Source organism: Catenulispora sp. EB89 (genome assembly GCF_041261445.1).
In the GTDB taxonomy this organism is placed as follows: domain Bacteria; phylum Actinomycetota; class Actinomycetes; order Streptomycetales; family Catenulisporaceae; genus Catenulispora.
Map to the genome: position 1 here is coordinate 404773 of NZ_JBGCCU010000001.1, position 15150 is coordinate 419922.

A 15150-nucleotide genomic window follows, 5' to 3' on the forward strand; every position below is an offset into this window, starting at 1 on the left:
GACTGCGCTCTTAGAGCGCGCCGACGCATAGCGGGTTCCCTACTGTGCGGTGTCCTCCAGCATTCCTCGAAAGAGCTGGAGAAGGCCGGTGCGGATCTCCTCGCGCGTCGGAGCGGTGCGGTTGCCGGCCCCGGCGACCGAGTCGAACAGGATCCCTTCGCTGAAGGCGATGAACGTGCGGCCGTCGCGGTCCGGATCGGTGGAGCCGAGAGCCGCCATGAGACCGCGCGCCGGTTCACGGAAGGCGGCGCCGGCTTCGTCGTAGATCGCGCGCAGTTCCGGCCGTCTCGTCGCCTCCAGCGCGAGCTCGAAGCGGGCCAGTGACGGGGCGCGGCGGAGCGTGAGGGTGTCGTGCAGCTGGGTGGCCACCAGGTCGGCGGCGATCTCCGGGGTCGGATTCCCCAGTGCCAGCACGCCGCCGGGGTTCGCCGCGTCCTCGAAGACCTCCGCCTCCAGGCGGCACAGCCGGGCGAACGTCGTCTCCAGCAGGGCGCTGCGGGTCCGGGCGTGGTTGGAGGTGGACCCGGGCGGCAGGCCGGCGGCCTCGTCGACCGCGCGGTGAGTGAGCCCGCGCAGCCCGCGTTCGGCGAGCAGGGCGATCGCGGTGTCTCCGATGAGGTCCGGACGGGAGGTCATGGTCCGAGACCTTAGCAGTTGACGACTACGGCTGTAGTGGCGTAGAACTACATCCGTAGTTGGAACTACGGATGTAGTGAGGAGCGGTCATGAAGGCGATCGTGGTGGGCGCGGGATTCGGGGGACTCACAGCAGCGGCGGGGCTGTTCCAGCGCGGGTGGGACGTGACGGTCGTCGAGCGCGCGCCGGAGCTGCGGCCGGTGGGCTCGGGCCTGGCTGTTGCGCCGAACGGGTTGCGGGCGCTGGACACACTGGGAGCCGGCGACACGGTGCGGAAGCTGGCGGCGTTCCAGGGGGACGCCGCGGTGACCCGCTCGGACGGCCGGTTGATCGCCCGCACGGCGAGCCAGGCCATCATCCGGCGGTTCGGGGACGCGGTGATCCCCGCGACTCGGTCCTCGGTGATGGACGTGATCTCCGGGCTGTTGCCGACGGATGCGTTCCGGTTGGGGGTCGAGGCCAAGGGGGTCGAGCCGGGTAGCGCTTCTCAGCGACCGCGTCTGCTGACCGACTCCGGGCCTCTGGAAGCGGACCTGATCGTCGCCGCGGACGGAGTGAACTCGGTTCTTCGCAAAGCTCTGTTTCCAGAGCATCCCGGCGCTGTCTACAGCGGTATCACCGCGTGGCGCCTTCTCGTTCCGACGCCTAAAGGTGACTTCTTGCCTGGCGAGGTATGGGGCGGCAGCAAGGTCTTCGGGATCACACCACTGGTGGACGGCCGGACGTATGCCTATGCCGCCGACTACGCCGAACCCGGAATCACCTATCCGGACGAGAAGGCCGAGCTGCTCAGGCGTTTCGGCACCTGGCACTTCCCGGTCCCCCAGCTCATCTCCGCCGCAGATTCCGAGACCGTTCTGCACAACGACATCTACGAGATCGCCAAGCCGTTGTCCGCGTACCACCGCGGTGCCGTCGCGATCCTCGGCGACGCCGCGCACGCCATGACGCCGCACCTGGGTCAGGGAGCGAATCAGGCCATGGAGGACGGCGTGACGTTGGCGGCGCTTGTGGGGCCGTCTAAGAGCTCTGCAGAGGTTGTCACTGCACTAGCGCACTACACCGCCCTGCGCGCCCCGAGAGGAGCGGACATGGTGCGCCGGTCGCATCGGATGGGGGCTCTGACCCAGAGCACGTCGCGGCCCAAGGAAGCGTTGCGGAACCTGGGGATGCGACTCGCCGGGCGACTCGTGCCGGATCTGGCGCTTCGCGCGATGGATCCGGTGGTCGCGTGGCAGCCGCCCCGGTGACCGTAGGCTAGGCCGCATGACCGAGAACGCGTCGCCTCCCGTCCTGACTCGCTACGGCTTCCTGGGCCCGGCGGGGACGTTTACCGAGGCGGCGCTTCTTCGCGTTCCCGGGGCCAGGGAGGCGGAGCGGGTTCCGTACGAGTCCGTCCCGGCCGCGCTGGACGCGGTGCGGCGCGGCGAGGTGGCGGGCGCGGTCGTCGCGTTCGAGAACTCGGTGGAGGGCGCGGTCCCGGCGACCCTCGACGACCTGTCCACCGAGGAACCGCCGCTGCACATCGTGCGGGAGATCCTGCTGCCGGTGGAGTTCGCGCTCATGGGGCGGCCGGACACGGCGCTCGCCGACATCAAGACGGTGTCGAGCCATCCGCACGCCTATCCGCAGTGCCGCCGCTGGCTGGCCGAGAACCTGCCGGACGCGCGCTGGGTCGCGGCGTCGTCCAACGCGGACGCGGCGCGGCTGGTCTCCGAAGGCGTGCACGACGCCGCCCTGGCGGGGTCCTTCGCGGCGCCGTTCTACCGGCTCACACTGCTCGCGGAGAACATCCACGACGTCAACGGGGCGGTCACCCGCTTCGTGATGGTGGTGCCGCCCGGCGCGCCGCCGGCCCGGACCGGCGCGGACAAGACGTCCCTCGCGGTGGTGCTGCGGGACAACCACCCCGGCGCGCTTCTTGAGATCCTTGAGGAGTTCGCGGTCCGGGGCGTGGACCTGATGCGCATCGAGTCCCGGCCCACGCGGTCGAAGCTGGGGACCTACTGGTTCTCCATCGACTGCGAGGGGCACCTCGACGACGCGCGGGTCGGGGAGGTGCTGACCGGCCTGCGGCGGGTCGCCGCCGAGGTCCGGTACCTCGGCAGCTACCCGCGCGCGGACGGGCTCGCCGCCGAGGTCCGCAGGGGGACCTCCGACGAGGACTTCCGCGAGGCCGCCGAGTGGTTGGCCGGCCTCAGGAGCCGATGAGCGCGTTCAGCAGGGCCTCCCGCTCGGCGATCGCCGTGTAGAGCTGCTCGGAGATCGAGCGCAGCGCGGTCAGCGAGTCGTACTGGTACGCCGCGAGCACATCCGCCATGGGGTTCTCCATCAGCGTCTGCCGCTCCAGCGCCAGCTCCGCCTGCTTCGCGCGCAGCCAGATCAGCCGGCCGCGCAGCCACATCTCGCGCTGCGGATTGTCCTTCGCCGGGCCCGAGGACGTCAGCGACCACTCCTCACTGAGCTTCTGCAGCCCGGGCAGGTCGTCCTTCTCGTAGGCGGCGTTCACGCGGGTGATGAAGGCGTGCCGGCGCGCGATCTCCGTCGGGTCCTGGACGAGGTCCGGGTGGGACCGGCGGGCCAGTTCCCGGTAGAGGCGCTGTGCGGTCTTGCTGGGCCGCACCGGCGTGTCCGGGTCCGGCTTCGGGGCCGCGGGCTCCTCGCGGGGCCTGCGGGGCGTCTCGGACTGCTCTGAGCCTTCCTCCTCGTCGTCGAGCAGGCCGGCGTTCGCCGCGGCGAACAGCATCGGGTCTTCGCCGTCCACGCGGGCCCGGGCCTCCACCGCACGGCGGATGGCTTCGGGGTCGCCGGTCATGGCGGCTTCGGTCTCGGCGGTGAGCGCGTCCAGTTCGTCCAGCCGGCCGTACAACGGGCCCAGTTGGATCTGGTGCAGCCGGGTGAACTGGTCCAACTCGGCACGCAGCGACTCGACGGCCACCTGCGTGTCGAGCAGGGCCGTCTCGGCCACCACGACGGCGTCTTCCAGATTCTGGAACAACGGCTCACTCATTGCCTGGGCAGTCTCCACGGTTGGTCCTCACAGATTTACTCAGGGCACTGCGGCAGAGAGGGTACAGGAGCGACAAGGGGTGACGACTCCGTCTTCGGGCGTACTGTGGTGCGCAGGATGATCGACCTTAACGCAGATCTGGGCGAAGGCTTCGGCCGTTGGCGGCTCGGAGACGATGACGCCCTGCTGGAGCTGGTCACCAGCGCCAACGTCGCCTGCGGCTTCCACGCCGGCGATCCCTCCACCATGCGCCGGGTCTGTGCGGCGGCCATCGGCCGCGGCGTACGGGTCGGTGCCCAGGTCGGCTACCGTGACCTGGCCGGCTTCGGCCGCCGCGACATCGAGTACGACCCCCACGAGCTGGCTGACGATGTGCTCTTTCAGATCGGTGCCCTGGACGCCTTCGCCAAAGCAGCCGGCGACCGGGTGCGCTACGTGAAGCCGCACGGGGCTCTCTACAACCGTATCGTGCACGACGCGGTCCAAGCCGAGGCAGTCGTCCGCGCAGTGGTGGCATTCTCCTCCGCCTACGACGTCCAGATCCCGGTCCTGGGCCTTCCCGGCTCAGTATTCCTGGAACTGGCATCCACCGCAGGCCTTCCGACCGTAGCGGAAGCCTTCGCCGACCGCGCCTACACGCCCCAGGCGACCCTGGTCCCCCGCTCGACCCCGAATTCGGTCCTGACGGACCCGGACGAAGTAGCGGGCCGCGCGGTGGAGATGGCCGTGTCCGGAACCGTGGCGGCGATCGACGGAACGATAGTGAACGTGGCGGCGCGATCTTTGTGCGTGCACGGGGACTCGCCATCCGCGGTCGCGCTGGCGTCCGCGGTGCGAGACGGATTGCGGTCGGTGGGGGTCGAGGTCGCCGCGTTCACGTGAGTGCGGCGGGTTTATTTGAGGTTCGGCGGCCGACTTGCCACGCACAAGATCGATTCACTGCGTACGAGGACTGAATTCGCCGCTGCCTTGATGGGTCCAGCTTCGGCCGACCATCCGGCGACGGGGGGATATCCCGTGATCCGGCCGGGATCCGCATCCGGATGGTCGGCGACTGGGGGCTGACGCGAGGCGTCAGGTCGCCGTGCCGGACTGACCGCGCGGCGGGTTCATGTACGCACCGAGTGTGGCTCTGGCGATTGAGGATTGCGCACGGGAGAGAAAGCGCGAGCCGGGGCCCGAATCCTTCTCGGAGTCGGCATCGGGTTTGGGCTGGGGCTGAGGGCTCGAGTCGGTTCGCTGGCGCGGGACACGGGGCGGGATCTGCGGGCGGTCCGGATTCGGCACGGCGATATCGCCTGCGAGTGCGGATACCTCGACGGACGCGGCAGCCGGGACCTGCTGCGCTTCGCTGGCGGGCGCAACGAAAGCCGGCACCTTTGCCGGGCCGGCGTCAGCTGGTGTCGGGTTGCCAACTGTGGCTGGCGGGGCCGGGTTCGCGCCGGCGCGTGCTACGAAGGCTGGCACCTTCGCCGGGCCGGGATCAGTCGGTGTCAGGATGGCGGCTGTGGCCGGGTTCGCACCGGCGGGCGCTTCGAAAGCTGGCACCTTCGCCGGGCCGGTGTCAACCGGTGTCGGGTTGCCAACTGTGGCTGGCGGCGCCGGGTTCGCGCCGGCGCGCGCGACGAAAGCTGGCACCTTCGACGGACCGGGATCAGCTGGTGTCGGGGCGGCGACTGGGGCCGGCGGGGCCGGGTTCGCACCGGCGCGCGCTTCGAAAGCCAGCTTGTTGGTTGGACTGGGATCAGCCGGTGTCGGGTTGCCAGCTGTGGCTGCCGCGGCCGGGTTCGTGCCGGCGGCCGTGATGAAAGCCGGCACCGCAGGACTGGGATCTGCCAGCGCTGTGTTGGCTACTCCGGCCGGCGGGGCACCGGCAGACAGCGCGGCAGGATCGGCCGTGGTCTCGGCGGCAGTGTGGTGCGGGGCGGTCGGCGCTGTGCCGTCCCCGGAACGGGTATCAGGCGCGGGCACTCTCGTCGGGGCGGAGGCAGTGTCGCCGGCGGTGCCGTCCGGGGCGCTTGATGCTGAGGCGTCTGCGGAGCCGGTGCCGGGCGTTTCCGTGTGCGCCGAGGCTGTGTCGGCGGCGGTGTTGCTCGGGGCGCTTGATGCTGTGCCGTTTCCGGAGCGGGTGCCGGGCGTGGGTGCTTTGGTCGCAGCAGTGGCGGTACCGGTATCGGCGTCTGTGTCCGAGCTCGGCCCGGGCTCAATGCCAGGTGCCAGCATTTCCGTCGAGGCTGCGCCGGTGTCGGCGTCCGTACCCGAGCTCAGCGCGTCCTCCTCGACGATGCTGAGCAGCAGCTCCGGGGTCGGTCGCAGGGTGTCGGGGTGGATCCAGCCCTGCTTGACGGCTTCTTGTTGGCAGCCGGTGCGGGAGCGGCCGTGGGCCAGGGAGATGGTCTTCCAGCTCTCGCCGGCTCGGACGCGGCGGAGGAGGTCGGTGCGTTCCTCGTCGGTCCAGCGGGTGCCGTGTTTGGGCCACTGGGCTTTGCGGCGGGCGGTTTCGGGGTTGGGTTGTTTGGCGAACCAGGTGATGGAGCGGAGTTGGCCCTGGGCTGCCACGTAGACGACGTCGCCCTGGTGGTGGAAGACGAGTTGGTCGTCGTGGAACTCCACGCCGTCGGCGGGGATCATCAGTTGGGCGCCCGGGGTGGTTTCGGGGCCGGCTATGAGTTCCGCGCGGAGCCAGGGTTGGGTGTAGGTGGTCATTGTTCCCCCTCTGTGGTGGTTTGGTACTTGTTTCACCAGGGTGGCAGAGGGGTGTGACAGGTTATAGGGCGTTTTGGGTGATGCGGGATAAGACGTCTTATATTACCGCTCGTGCTTCTCGCGCTTCTTGGCTCGGGTGCGGGTCAGCAGGAGGCTGGTCAGCATGCCGCCTAGGAAGGTGCCCGCCAGGGTCAGCCACATGGGGCTGGTCACCGTCACCACCCAGAAGGTGATGCTGGCTTTGTGGGTGTTGGCCAGGATGAACCAGATCGCCACCACGGCGATGACGATGCCGCCGATCATGCGGGAGCGCTGGGCCTTGTCGGCCGCGGTGCGCGGTGCTTGCGGGGCCGGTGGGGGCTGCGGCGCTTCGGTCGTCATGTCCGACCCCCTTACCGGGGGCGGGCGTCGGGAACCGTGCGTTGCCCCGAACAGGGGACACGGGGCAGGGGGCAGCGCGGGCGTTGTCAGCGGCCGTTGAGGGAGAAGACCACCGAGCCGAATGCCACCTCGTCGCCGGGGTGGACGGCGGTGGGTGCGGTGATGCGCCAGCCGTTGACCCGAGTGCCGTTGGTGGAGCCCAGGTCGACCAGGAACCAGCCGGTCGGGGAGCGGCGGAACTCGGCGTGGTAGCGGGACACCGTGGTGTCGAACAGCTGGAGGTCGCATTCGGGCATGCGGCCGATGCGCAGGATGCCCTGGGGGCCGCCGGGCAGGGACAGGCGCGGCAGGGAGGGGCCGCGCCAGGCCGCCTTGACCTTGAAGCGGAAGTGCGCGACGGCCGACACCGCGTTCAGTACGCGCTGGCCGAAGCCCGGGTCCTGGGCCGGGATCGGCAGGTCGGAGACGAGCTGGGTCAGCTCGGTGTGCGACCGCACCGCCAGGGCCTGGTCGATGCGCCGGGCGAACGTGTCGCCGGAGAGCCGGCCGGCCTCGGCGCCGGCGGCCAGAGCCTCGATGGCGTCGTCGCGCTCGGCATCAGATGGCCGGTGGTCCGGTGGCTGCCACGCCCCGTTCCCGAACGAAGGACCTCCCATGCAAGCGATTGTCCAATGACGGCCGATCGGGTGTCCAGCAAGACGGTGCTGGTGCTCGAGCCCTGCGTTACCCCCGGGGGTCCGTCACCTGCCCGAAGAACACGATCTGGCCCGTCACGGTGTCCCGGATGAGGAAGAGGAAAGGCCGGTCGACGTGCATTTCCGTGGTCTGCACCGGAGCCGCGGCGGCGCCGGCCACCACTGTGACGCCCGAGGCCGCGGCCGCGGTGGTGCCGTCCTCGTCGACGGCGACGTGCGTCTTCTGCACGACCACGCCCACGTGCAGCGGCTCGGCCTTGGCGGGGATGCCGCTGAGGTCCGCAGAGTTCGGGTCGAACACGGAGGTCATGCCCAGGCTCTTCAACGCCGATCCCAGATCGCGGCTGGTGTCGAAGCTGAACTTCGGCAGTTCGAGGTCCACCGGCGCCGGTGCGGCCGAGCCGGTCATCGCGGTGAGCTCGTCGGCCGTGAGCGACTTGCGGAAGGTGTCGAAGGAGCCGGCGGCCGGGAGCAGGATGCCCATCGCCAGGTGGTTCTGCTCATAGGGCAGTTCCGCGTACTGCCAGCCGCTGCCCTGCGCGTATGCGTAGCTGGTCTCGTTGCCCATCATCGAGACGTTGGCGGTGGTGCCGTTCACCAGCGTGAACGGTCTGTCCGCGGTCTCGCTCTTCTTGAAGGTGTCGGCCCACTTCGCCTTGAGGTACAGAGCATCGGTGAGCGCGAGCCGGGTGTCTCCGGACATCGAGCCGGGGCCGAAGAGGTCCTTGATGAGTCCGTTCGTCTGATCCTCGACCGTTTTGTTGATCGTCTGGCGCGCGGCGTCGGGATCGGTGAAGTCGGTCTCGCGGATGCCGGCGTCGAAGGCCGAGGCCAGCGCCTGCAGATACGACGGCTGGATGGCGTATCCCTGCTGCGTCCACACGGTGTCGTACTGCTGGAGGTCCGCCTTGTCGGCGAGCTCGCGCTGCACGGTCGCCGAGTCCAGGGCGCCGAGCGCGTTCGCGAACTGGTCGGGGGACATCGTGGTGTGCAAGGTCCTGGCCATCTGGGCCTCGGTCTGCCCCTTGGCGCCGGGCATCAGCATGGTCAGCACGGTGGCCAGGCTGGTCGGCGAGATCATGACGTTCCCCTCGCCGCCGTCGGCGACGGAGTGGAAGATGTCGACGCCGAACGCGTTCACGCTGGCCGAGGCGGCGGTCAGGTCGCCCTGCCCGACGGTCGCCCGCGCGGCGTCCGTGCGCACCAGCGAACCGCTTCCCTTTCCCTGCGCGGTGCCGCCGGAGGACGAGCACGCCGTCAGAGCGGCGAGGGACGCGGCGGCGATCGCGGCTATCTGCTTGCGTGGCATGCGGATTGGACGCGGGCCGGGCCGGTTCGGTTTCGTCCCGATGGGGGTGACCGTGTCCGGGGTCGATCGTTGAAACGTTCATGAACGCGATGACCGTGCCCCCGATGGCTCCCCCGGCGATGCCCCAGAACCAGGATCAGGAAGTACCCGAGGAAGTCGTTGACATCCCGCAGCAGCAGGACGCCGAACAGTCGGCGCGGAGCGCTGAGGAGGTGCCTGCGGAAGTCGCCGCCGAGACGGAGCCCGGGACCGATCCTGAGACGGATCCCGAGACGGAGCCGGCCGGCGAGGTCGGCGACGTCGTCGAGGAAAAGGGCGAGAAGGAAGAGAAAGAGGACAAGGACGAGAAGAAGGCGGCGGCCAAGCCGAAGCGCAAGAGCGCCCCGCGCAAGGCCGCCGGCGCCTCCAAGTCCCTCGTGGTCCTCAAGGAGGGCCGCGTCCAGTACGCCGACGCGGACGCGGTCGTCGTGGTGGACCTCGACGAGGCCGCCTCCCCCGACACCGACGTGCACGACGTCCTGGACCGCCTCACCGAGCTGCGCGAGGCGGCCGAGTCGCCGGCCAAGGCGGACGCGGTCAGGGCCCTGACAGACCTGATCCAGGAGAAGGCGCTCGGCTAGCCGCTCACGCCTCGTCGGACGGCTGCCACAGCGGCTCGTCGACGGTGAACCCCACCGGCTCGCCCCAGCCGTTCCGGTACGCGACCTCGTGTGCCGGACGGCGCGGGGCGACGCCCCAGCGGCCGGTCGGGTAGCCGAAGGACACGCAGCAGGACTGGGTCCACTTCTCGTCCGCCGGCACGCCGAGGATCTCCTTGACCTCGGCGTCATGGAAGCCGCCGAGGATCGAGGTGAGGGCGCTGCCCACGCCCTGGGCGCGGGCGGCCAGCTGGGCGTTCCAGACCGCCGGGAAGATCGAGCCGCCGGTGCGGTCGCGCTGGACGAAGGCGAACAGGAACAGCGGGACTTCTTCGAAGTGGTCGCCGAGCCACTGCGAGGACTTCGTGACCTTCGCCATCTGCCGGGATTCCGGGCTGTCCGGGTCGGCGTCGATCGCGGCCAGCATCGGGGCGTAGACGGTCTTGTAGAGCTGGTCGAGGGCGTCGCGGTAGAGCGGGCCGATGAGGTTCTTCTTCTCCTGGTCGTCCAGGAGCAGGAACCGCCAGTTCTGCCCGTTGCCCCCGGAGGGCGCGCGGATCGCGGCGTCCAGGATGCGGGCCTGGACGGACTCCGGGACCGGGTCGGGCTTGACCCGGCGCATCGCCCGGGTGGTGTACAGCGCTTCGTAAATGTCCATGGTGATCCGCAGGGTAGATTTCTTCCCGGAGCGGGGCAAGGGTGGCGTTACTCACAGCGTCACCCCTGGCGCAGCGCGTAGCTCAGCCGGGCCGCGACGGCGGCTCGGGCCAGCCGGGCGGCGGTCGCGTTGTCCACAGCCAGGAACACCAGACCGCCGTCGTCCGGGGCGGAACGGGTGAGCGAACCGGGGTCCGCGGAGTGCGCGATCTCGAGCACTGAGACGCCGGCCGCGACCACGGTCTCACCCCGTGGCGGGTCCGCACTCGGCTCCTGGACGGCGCCGGCGATCGCGTCGGACGGACCCGGCGGTCCGCCGGGACCCGCGTCCCGGGCCGCCAGCACGTCGATCCGGTCGCCGGGGCGCAGATACCCGGTACTGCCCGCGTCGGCGAACCGCACCGGGACCGCGACCAGGCCGCTCATCAGGGATTCCGCAGCGAACCGGGGCGGTCGGCGGGGCGGCGGCGCGGAGTGCTCGGCGGACAGCAGCGCCATCGAGACCCCGGCGAAACCGGCGGCCCCGAGGACGCGCAGCCGTCGGGTGCGGGACGTGTGGCGTCGGCCGGACATCCGGGCGACGAACTTCGGACGGGCGGTGGCGGTGCTCGGCATGGTTCCCCCTGGCGTAGTCAGGACGCTTCGGGGAGTAATGATCCAAGCGGGTCGTCAAGGCTGTCCACCGGTTGCCGGGCAACCTGTGGATAACTGGCTTGGATCTGTGGATAACCCGGTGGAAAACCGGGAGCTCGTCAGCTCTTTGTGGACGACGACGAGCCCGAGCTTGACGACGAGGAGGACGACGTGCCCGAGGACGAGGACGACGACTGGCTCTTCGCCGAGCCGCCCGATCCCGAGCCGCTGGAGCCGCTCGAGCTGCCGGAGCCGCTGGAACTGCCCGAGTCGCTGGATCCGCTCGAACCGGAGCCCGAGGACCCCGACGACCCGTTCGACGCCGGCGGCGTGGACGAGCTCGACGCGGACCGGCTGTCGGTGCGGTAGAAGCCGCTGCCCTTGAACACGATGCCCACGGCGGAGAAGACCTTGCGCAGTTCGCCCTGGCAGTTCGGGCAGACGGTCAGCGCGTCGTCCGTGAACTTCTGCACGACCTCCAGCGCTTCACCGCAGTCCTTGCACTGGTACTGGTAAGTCGGCACGGGGAGACTCCTTCATCGACCTGGCACTCTGGCCGCCAGATTGCCAATTCTGCGGGATCGGCGCGCGGGCTGTCCAATACGGTGGGGCAGTACTGTGACGCACCTCACCGACGGCGCCGTGAAACGGGCCTCGATCCCTGCCCTCACCAGGCTTCAGAACAGCGGGATCTCGAACCAGACGAACTTGCCGGCGTCCGTGGGCCGAGCGCCCCAGCGCGCCGACAGCGCGTCCACCAGATACAACCCGCGGCCGCCCTCATCTGTTTCCGCGGCCTGCCGGATACGGGGCAGCCGCACGTCCGGGTCGTGCACCTCGATCCACAGCGCCCGCAGGCCCCGCCGCAGCACCAGGTCCAGCCGCCGCGAGCCGCCGGGCGCGGACAGCGTGCCGTCCAGCATCCCCAGCTCGTCCAGCAGACCGGGTTCGGCCAGCAGGTCCATCTCGTTGTCCTCGTCCAGGGCGCCGAGGTGGTCGGCGTACTCCCGGACGGCCGCCAGCTCCATCATGTCCTCGGCCATCGGCGGCGGCTCGGGATCGGTGTACTGGTCGGAGTCGGAGAAGGACCACGGCGTCGGCCGCGGGCCGCTGGCGTGCCGCACCGCGTTGGTGATCAGCTCGGAGACCAGCAGCTCGGCCAGCTCGGCGTGCTCGCTCAGGCCCCACTCGCGAAGCACGGCGCGGGTGTGGTGCCGGGCCGCGAACGCCGCTTCCGGGCGCGCCGGCAGAGCCAGACGCGACAGCGGCAGGTCGACAGTGGACGTCGCCATGGCGAGCACGGCCTGGTCGTCGTGCGCCTCGCTGCCGGCGGCCCGCAGCGCGGCCCGGCAGATCGCGCGCGGCTCGCGCACCACGCGCTCGATGGCCAGGCACAGGGTGCGCACGCCGGTGTCCACCGACTGGTCGCGCCGCTCCACGACCCCGTCCGTGTACATCACCAGGACGTCGCCCGGCGGGATGCTGAAGATGTGGTCCTCGAACTGCACCGCGCCCTTGCCGCCGCCCGGTCCGAGCGGACCGATGCCCAGCGGGACGTCCGGCGGGACCTCCATCGGATACGTGCCGTGCGCAGAGGCCAACAGCGGCGGCGGATGCCCGGCATTCGCTAAAGCACAGCGCCGCGTAAAGGGGTCGTAGATGGCGTACACACAGGTGACGAGGATCTCCTCGTTCAGGCCGCGGACCAACTCGTCCAGATACGACAGCAGCTGGCCGGGCTGTACGTCCAACACCGCGTAGGCCCGCAGGGCGGCGCGCAACTGCCCCATCACGGCAGCGGCGTGCGCACCGCGCCCCTGCACGTCCCCGATGACGACGCCGATCCGTCCGGCGGACAGCTCGACGACGTCATAGAGGTCGCCACTCACTTCGGAAGCGGCACCCGGCGCATAGCCGACACGGATGGAGACGCCGTCGGGAAGCGGCAGATCGGTCGGCAGGAGGGACTTCTGCAGAGCCAAAGCCAGAGTCCGCTGCCGGTCGAACATGGCCGCGTTCTCCAGAGCCAGTCCGGCCCGCGCCGCCAGCTCCTCCACAAGCTCCAAGTCAGCGGTGTCGTACCGCGGCGTCGGATCGGCGTCCTCGGTCAGCGCGATGGCCAACACGCCACGCACCCCGCTCGGCGCCAACAGTGGAACAGCGATCAGCGACTTCGCGTCCAGCAGGAGCGACTTGCGGTCGCACTCCTCATCCGGATCCAGCGCCTTCACCCGCGGCGCGCCCTGGATGAGGACCGGACGTCCGGTCCGCAGCGCGCGGTCGCAAGGATGGCGCGCCGGGTAGTGGATCTCTGTACCGGCGCGCATAGGGGGACACGGAGAGGTGTCCGTACTGTGCACCGTCACCAGACGCTGCGCAGTGCCGTTCTCGTCCAGCAGGTCCACGACGCAGGTGTCGGCGAACGCCGGGACCAGGATCTCGGCCAGGGCGGCGAGCGTCCGGCCGGTGTCCAGAGACGTCCCCAGCTGCATCCCCGCGCGGGACAGCACGGCGGCGCGCACAGCGGCCCTCGCCGCGGCGCGCTGCTGGTCGTCCCGGCTGGCGTCGGAGCCGAACAGGTCGATCGCGGTCACCACGGTGCCGGTGACCATGCCGCCGTTCATCATCGGCGCGGCCCGCACCCGGGCGAGCAGCGAATCGCCGTTACGCGTGGTGATGGGGAAGGAACCCTCCCAGGTCCCGCCGCGCTGGACGGTCGACCCGATGGAGTCCAGGTGTGACAGAGCGTTGCCGTTGGTGCCGTCGACGACCACGAACTCGGTCCAGGGGCGCCCCAGGACCTCTTCGCCGTACCAGCCGAACAGCTCTTCAGCGGCGGGGTTCCAGCCGGTGATCTGCCCCCGGTGGTTCAGCACCACGACCGGGTCGGGCAGGGCCTCCAGCACCGAGATCGCCGAGGTCTGGGTGCTGTTCGCCGGCACCAGCTCGGCGGAGGGCTGCGGCCGGGCGTGCGGGAGCTGTTCCCCGGTCCCCGGCTGACGTCGCATGTGAGGTACCCAACCGCTCTGCCGAACCCTGACGTTCTTTAAGCGCCGAGTCTGCCACTAGCGGTCCCCTCAGCGCGAGAGAACCCCGCCGGTAGATTCGCCCCAATGGCGAACCGTTTCCCCGGCGACGGCCATGTCGACCGGGCGGTCGTGCGGCTCCACGGGGACATCCACGTCCAGCTCTCCGGGGTAGAGCAGGGCCGCCACCCGGGGGCGTGCGGGGCGCGGGGACGCCTCGATCCTGGCCAGCACCCGGTCGTAACTGCCGCCGCCGCGGCCCATGCGCATACCAGTGGGCGAGACCGCGAGGGCCGGTACGACGATCCAGGAGGCTGACAGCACAGCGTCCACGCCCAGTGACTCGGCCGGCTCGGGGATCGGGCTCGGCCGGGAGCCGCCGGGCGGAATCCTTCGAACGAGTGAATCAGGGCCGGAGAACCACCCCCACGACAGGTCCATGTCATTCTCTAGAATAGGTAACAGGACGCGAATACCGCGCCCGCGCAATTCCGCCAGCAGCGGGCCGGTGTCCGGCTCGGTGCCGAACGAGGCGTAGGCGGCGACCACGTTCTCCCCACCGCTGTGCCCCACCATTTGCGCCACCATCTGCCCCACCAGCAGTTCGCACGCCGCAGCCGCCCACGCCGCACGCCGCTCCGGGGCGCACGCGCGCCGGGCGGCCAGCAACCGTGACCGGATCGTGCCCTTGGCAAGGCCCGGGTCGTTGGATTGATTCGTCATGCTGTGCTCAAGAATGCCAGGCCGGGAGAGGAGCCCCACCGATGTCTCTCACGGCGGTGGTCTTGGTGTTGCTGGCGGTGGCCTGCGCCGCCTTAGCCGGCATGAACCTGGCCCTGCGCAGCCGGATGGAGCGCCTGGAGGAGAACACCCGCACCGCGCTGGCCGAGGCCGCCATCGAAGTGACCGGGCTGGAGCAAGGCCGCGAGGATCTGGAACGGCTCTCCGCGCTCGATCCGCTGACCGGTGTGTGGAACTACCGCTATCTGCAGGGTGCGTTGGGCCGGGAACTCGAGTCCGCGCGGGCCACCGGGATAGGCGGTGCGTTGCTGATGATCGATGTCGACGACTTCCGCCAGGTCAACGCCGGTTACGGCCATCAGCGGGGGTCTGCGGTCCTGCGCGAGCTGGCCCAGCGCTTGGCACTTGAGGTTCGACATGCCGATACTTTCGCCAGATACGGGGGCGAGGAGTTCGTCCTCATCCTCCCGGGCACCAACGCGGACACCGCCGCGAAGGTTGCCGAGAGGCTTTGCTACGCGGTACGCAAACATACCTTCGACGCAGGTCCGGACGGAGATCCCGAGCAGGGTCCGTTCCAGTTGACGATCTCCGTCGGCGGCGTGATCTTCCCCGACCACGGGACGCACGCCGCGACGCTCCTCCGCGTCGCGGATGAACAACTCATGGCAGCTAAACGAGATTCTCATGGAAGTTGGCGCATCACCTGATAGCGTCC

Annotated in this window: 16 protein-coding genes; 5 read left to right on the top strand and 11 right to left on the bottom strand. The window is 70.0% G+C overall.

Features of this window, described 5'->3' with window-relative positions:
* Positions 1-39: 39 nt before the first annotated feature.
* Positions 40-636 carry a TetR/AcrR family transcriptional regulator gene (locus tag ABH920_RS01915; RefSeq protein WP_370346046.1) on the bottom strand — a complete coding sequence of 199 codons (597 nt, stop codon included), beginning with the start codon at positions 634-636 and terminating at the stop codon, positions 40-42.
* A gap of 89 nt (positions 637-725) precedes the next feature.
* On the opposite strand from ABH920_RS01915, the gene ABH920_RS01920 reads away from it, so the two are divergent.
* Both ABH920_RS01920 and pheA read left to right on the top strand, forming a co-directional pair.
* Entirely contained in the window at positions 726-1886 is a 1161-nt protein-coding gene (locus tag ABH920_RS01920; RefSeq protein ID WP_370346048.1) for an FAD-dependent monooxygenase, read from the top strand.
* Positions 1887-1902: 16 nt separating this feature from the next.
* On the top strand, positions 1903-2847 hold the full coding sequence (pheA, locus tag ABH920_RS01925) for a prephenate dehydratase (RefSeq protein WP_370346050.1): 945 nt from the start codon (positions 1903-1905) through the stop codon (positions 2845-2847).
* Here the strand turns inward: pheA and ABH920_RS01930 are convergent.
* Positions 2834-3646 (bottom strand): hypothetical protein, encoded by an 813-nt coding sequence (locus tag ABH920_RS01930; RefSeq protein WP_370346052.1) that lies wholly within the window; start codon positions 3644-3646, stop codon positions 2834-2836. The genes pheA and ABH920_RS01930 overlap by 14 nt on opposite strands.
* Positions 3647-3763: 117 nt before the next feature.
* Here ABH920_RS01930 and ABH920_RS01935 point away from each other — a divergent pair, with 117 nt between their 5' ends.
* Positions 3764-4528 (top strand): LamB/YcsF family protein, encoded by a 765-nt coding sequence (locus tag ABH920_RS01935; protein WP_370346054.1) that lies wholly within the window; start codon positions 3764-3766, stop codon positions 4526-4528.
* Between the two features lie 192 nt (positions 4529-4720).
* Here the strand turns inward: ABH920_RS01935 and ABH920_RS01940 are convergent, their stop codons facing one another.
* From ABH920_RS01940 to ABH920_RS01955, 4 genes are all read right to left on the bottom strand, one after another.
* Positions 4721-6352 (bottom strand): hypothetical protein, encoded by a 1632-nt coding sequence (locus ABH920_RS01940; protein WP_370346056.1) that lies wholly within the window; start codon positions 6350-6352, stop codon positions 4721-4723.
* Positions 6353-6454: 102 nt separating this feature from the next.
* Positions 6455-6733 carry a hypothetical protein gene (locus ABH920_RS01945; RefSeq protein WP_370346058.1) on the bottom strand — a complete coding sequence of 93 codons (279 nt, stop codon included), beginning with the start codon at positions 6731-6733 and terminating at the stop codon, positions 6455-6457.
* Between the two features lie 86 nt (positions 6734-6819).
* Positions 6820-7389 (bottom strand): FHA domain-containing protein, encoded by a 570-nt coding sequence (locus ABH920_RS01950; RefSeq protein WP_370346060.1) that lies wholly within the window; start codon positions 7387-7389, stop codon positions 6820-6822.
* Positions 7390-7456: 67 nt separating this feature from the next.
* The gene (locus tag ABH920_RS01955) at positions 7457-8737 is read right to left on the bottom strand and encodes a serpin family protein (RefSeq protein WP_370346062.1); all 1281 of its coding nucleotides are present in this window, start codon (positions 8735-8737) and stop codon (positions 7457-7459) included.
* 80 nt (positions 8738-8817) lie between these two features.
* On the opposite strand from ABH920_RS01955, the gene ABH920_RS01960 reads away from it, so the two are divergent.
* Positions 8818-9357, top strand: a complete 540-nt coding sequence (locus ABH920_RS01960; protein WP_370346064.1) for a hypothetical protein — start codon at positions 8818-8820, stop codon at positions 9355-9357.
* 4 nt (positions 9358-9361) lie between these two features.
* Here the strand turns inward: ABH920_RS01960 and ABH920_RS01965 are convergent, their stop codons facing one another.
* The 5 genes from ABH920_RS01965 to ABH920_RS01985 form a co-directional block, all read right to left on the bottom strand.
* Entirely contained in the window at positions 9362-10033 is a 672-nt protein-coding gene (locus ABH920_RS01965) for a nitroreductase family protein (protein WP_370346066.1), read from the bottom strand.
* A 59-nt stretch (positions 10034-10092) separates the two neighbouring features.
* Positions 10093-10647, bottom strand: coding sequence for an RcpC/CpaB family pilus assembly protein (locus ABH920_RS01970; RefSeq protein ID WP_370346068.1), 555 nt, complete (start codon positions 10645-10647; stop codon positions 10093-10095).
* A gap of 137 nt (positions 10648-10784) precedes the next feature.
* Positions 10785-11189 carry an FmdB family zinc ribbon protein gene (locus ABH920_RS01975; protein WP_370346070.1) on the bottom strand — a complete coding sequence of 135 codons (405 nt, stop codon included), beginning with the start codon at positions 11187-11189 and terminating at the stop codon, positions 10785-10787.
* A 153-nt stretch (positions 11190-11342) separates the two neighbouring features.
* Positions 11343-13673 (bottom strand): SpoIIE family protein phosphatase, encoded by a 2331-nt coding sequence (locus ABH920_RS01980; RefSeq protein WP_370346072.1) that lies wholly within the window; start codon positions 13671-13673, stop codon positions 11343-11345.
* A 69-nt stretch (positions 13674-13742) separates the two neighbouring features.
* On the bottom strand, positions 13743-14414 hold the full coding sequence (locus tag ABH920_RS01985) for a 5-formyltetrahydrofolate cyclo-ligase (protein ID WP_370346074.1): 672 nt from the start codon (positions 14412-14414) through the stop codon (positions 13743-13745).
* Between the two features lie 41 nt (positions 14415-14455).
* Between ABH920_RS01985 and ABH920_RS01990 the strand changes: the two genes are divergently transcribed.
* The gene (locus ABH920_RS01990; protein ID WP_370346076.1) at positions 14456-15142 is read left to right on the top strand and encodes a GGDEF domain-containing protein; all 687 of its coding nucleotides are present in this window, start codon (positions 14456-14458) and stop codon (positions 15140-15142) included.
* The last annotated feature ends 8 nt before the right edge of the window (positions 15143-15150 follow it).